The sequence below is a fragment of the Sporosarcina sp. E16_8 genome (assembly GCF_017347095.1).
Lineage (GTDB): Bacteria > Bacillota > Bacilli > Bacillales_A > Planococcaceae > Sporosarcina.
Window position 1 is genome coordinate 1 of sequence record NZ_JADPRZ010000111.1, and the last position, 1,650, is coordinate 1,650.

At 37.8% G+C, this 1,650-nt stretch carries 1 protein-coding gene; it reads right to left on the reverse strand.

Annotated elements, in window-relative coordinates:
• Nucleotides 1–130: 130 nt before the first annotated feature.
• Nucleotides 131–1,393 carry an IS4 family transposase gene (locus I2484_RS20960; protein ID WP_207152985.1) on the reverse strand — a complete coding sequence of 421 codons (1,263 nt, stop codon included), beginning with the start codon at nucleotides 1,391–1,393 and terminating at the stop codon, nucleotides 131–133.
• Between the last annotated feature and the right edge of the window lie 257 nt (nucleotides 1,394–1,650).

Below are 1,650 nucleotides of genomic sequence, written 5' to 3' on the forward strand. Positions count from 1 at the left end.
TACCCACTAGCGTTGCATAGAATCCAGTATAAACATTCTTTTTCATTTTTTACCACTCTCTTCCGGTTTTAAAAATAAAAAAAGGAACAGGTCCGTAAAGACTAATCAGTTCCCTTTTTTTGTCATATCTTTATTGTTGTTTCATCTGCATCTTTTTTCCCTTTTCTTTTCGCTTCATTTCTTTTTCTTTGTCGGTAAAATGCTTTCTTGTTTTTGGGCTAACAATGGCGAAATATTCTCCATAGCGTATGGCTATAGGTTCTGTTATAGGTACTTTTTGCCGTCCCTTGCTCTTTCTTGACTTCCGATTGAAGTCCTTCAATAGCGCATTTATCGATGAGAAAAGGAATTGCTGCACCGTGCTTAAGAATGTCCAACTGTTTTTGGTCGGTTTATGAATAAGTCGCATGATCTCAGCCAATGCGCAGGTAATCAATGCAATGTACATTTGATTCCAAATACCGACAGGAGAGTGGCTGAATAAATGGCTGACCTTGACGTGCTGTTTAAGCCATTTAAAAAATAGCTCAACATACCAGCGATTTTTATAAGCCTCTAGAATCTCTTCTTCACTCAAATCCAGCCGATTTGTAATCAAGTGAAAGGGTATTCCATTGTCGTCAATGAATTCGATATATCGAACAGGTTCTTCTCGCGTTAGTATTGAAACCAATTCGTTCTTCGTAACTTTAGGATGTGTAGGTTCGTAAGACTTCAACGTTTCCATCCTAAAGGTCTTTCTTATACGAACGAGAAATTGTACATTTCTTTCAATCCATCCACCCATTTTTGTTTTATGGGCATACCCACGATCCATAACGTACAGGGCGCCATCAGCATCAATGATGTGATTAACAGCGTCAGAGTCGGCTACATTGCCGGTTGATGGAATCATCTTTTCAGGAAATATACTATTCGCAGATGCAACAACAATACGTACATGCAACTTGATTCCGCAGGAATCTTTAGAGATTGCAGTCCAATTCAATGCATTCTTTGGCAATTTAACATAAGTTCCATCAATTATTCGAAGGGGGCCAACATTGGCATTCAGTCCCTTGGCGTTACCTTGCAGTCTCCAATAATGTTGGGCTAATCGACTAAGTAAATCTGCCAAATCAGCAGTATTTAAATCAATTAAACGCCGGCTAATTTGAGAATGACTGATAGATTTTACCCCGATCTCTTTCTGAAACTCTTTTTTTGACCGGATACCGGTATCAATTATCCTAAGGCTATCCCACTTGCAAAGACTTGCCATAATAAATATTTTCACGACTGAAAAGTCGGTTAGCTTCTTCGCATCGTAGTTCATAAGTGGACACGCTAAAATGTTGGTTGGTAAATTAGATAAGTATTGACGAAAGACTAAATTTCGGTTTACACTGGTCATGGTTGAGCTCCTTTTTGATAGTGTAGGGAACTGATTTAGTCGTCGTTTCCTTATCTACATTAGGAGCTTTTTTGTGTTTTCGCAAGTTATTAATCTATTGAACTCATTTCTTTATTTAGGGAATATTACATTTTTTTACTGCTATGCAACGCTAGTGGTGGTCGACCCCCTTAAAACGGACAAAATAGGGTATAGAATATACAAAGCCTTATTATTCTATTTAAAGGAGAGGTTATTATGTATATCCGGAAAAAGTT